General features: G+C 38.0%; 1 protein-coding gene. It reads left to right on the plus strand.

Annotated features, from left to right (window positions below; all coding sequences use genetic code 11):
- Nucleotides 1–409: 409 nt before the first annotated feature.
- A complete protein-coding gene (locus ACFILL_RS09110; protein ID WP_375631814.1) occupies nt 410–1,561 on the plus strand; it encodes a tyrosine-type recombinase/integrase in 1,152 nt (383 codons plus the stop codon).
- Nucleotides 1,562–1,854: the final 293 nt, after the last annotated feature.

The following is a 1,854-nucleotide window of genomic DNA, read 5'->3' on the forward strand; positions in this document are numbered from 1 at the left end:
GAGAGAATCCTACGTTATTCGAGACTCTAATTCAATATACAAAACAGTAAATTATCATTATAAATCAATATATTGTTATTGTGTGAAGCGTGCTTTATAGACAAATGTTAGAAACCCTATTCCCTTAACTTTACTCAGGCATCATTAACTTAAAAGTCAATAAAAAAATAGGTTACATACAACAAAGAAGAGTGTGGTGCCCAGACGCGGCAAGCAGGGGCTTAGCAACAAGATTCAAAGTGTATAAAGATGTGTAAGGGCGTATTGATGTCTATAGCTTTTTATGATTCAATAAAAAAAGTAAGTATTAAAGAAAAAATCTCAAATCAGAAATTAAAGGTGGTCTAAAAGGTGGACCCAAAAAGGTGGACGAGCAATGCTTGAAAAGGTGGACGAGAGGGGACGTTAAGTGAGGGCGATTCATCGGTTATCAGCATCATTCGTAAAGACGTCTCCGCAGGGTAAATATTGTGACGGGGCAGGGTTGTGGTTGAATGTTCGAAAAGACAATACACGCTCTTGGTTTTTTCGCTATACGCACCACAATAAGCGCCGTGAAATGGGACTTGGTCCTGTTACAAAACTCTCTTTAAAAGAAGCGCGTGAGCTTACAAGATATTATAGTGATATTCTTAAAGAAGGCAATGATCCTATTGTCTTTCGAGAACAGACTATTTTAAAACAGCAAAGCAATATTTTTCAAGAAATTGCAAAAGCGGCTTTTGAAAGCAAAAAAGCAGAGTTGAAAAATGAAGGTAAAAACGGCCGCTGGTTTTCTCCTCTAGAGTTGCACGTGATTCCACACATAGGCAAATTACCTATAGAAAAATTAACAGCCAATATCATCCGCAATGTTCTCTCACCCCTTTGGCATGAAAAAGCAGACACAGCGCGAAAAGCACTTAACCGTATCAATATTTGTTTGAAATATGCAGCGGCTCTTGGTTTAGATGTTGATCTACAGGCTTGTATGAAGGCACGCGCTCTTTTAGGAAAACCACGTGCGACATCAACAAATATTCCTGCTATGCCATGGCAAGAGGTTCCGGCATTTTATCAAAGCTTGGATGATAAGATCCTTTCAAATTTAGCACTGAAGTTACTCATTTTGACGGGAGCACGGTCATATCCATTGCGCTATTTGCGCCTTGAACAAATTGATAAAAATATATGGACGATACCAAAAGAAAACATGAAAGGTATTGTAGGGAAAGTTTCAGACTTTCGCGTGCCACTAAGTGGTGAAGCTTTGAGAGTTATTGAAAAAACTCTCCCCTTTGAAAAGAATGGTTTTCTCTTTTCTGGTCTTAAAGGTAACCCCATTTCTGATGCCACCATGGCAAAATATATGACAGTTTGTGGTTTGACTTATCGTCCCCATGGTTTTCGTTCAAGTTTACGGGATTGGATAGCAGAGACAACGTCAACACCGTTCGAGATTGCCGAAACTGTTCTTGCCCATTCAGTTGGGAGTTCAGTGACAAAAGCTTATATGCGAACGGATTTTTTAGAACAACGACATGTTCTCTTGGAACAGTGGGCTTCATTTATAACAGGATAGAATTTTTACAATTACCTCTGCAGTGTTTTTAGCTATTTTGGAGAGAAATTTGATATGTCCAATTCTGTGAAAATAACAGTTTTAAATGTGTAAAGCTATTATTGATAGTCTCCATGAGACGAGCAAAATTAAGAAACCATTTTCTAAAGAATTTCGCGCGTCTCAGAGTATGTTTAGAGTCGGATATTTGGTTTTTGTGTAAAAATACTTACAAACGCATCCATAATACGTGAAAAATCAAGCGCTAATAAGAGTATAATGAGTACAATCCATTTCGTATAACGCGACATCAC

Source organism: Bartonella sp. AP20NXHL (genome assembly GCF_042196165.1).
Classification (GTDB): domain Bacteria; phylum Pseudomonadota; class Alphaproteobacteria; order Rhizobiales; family Rhizobiaceae; genus Bartonella.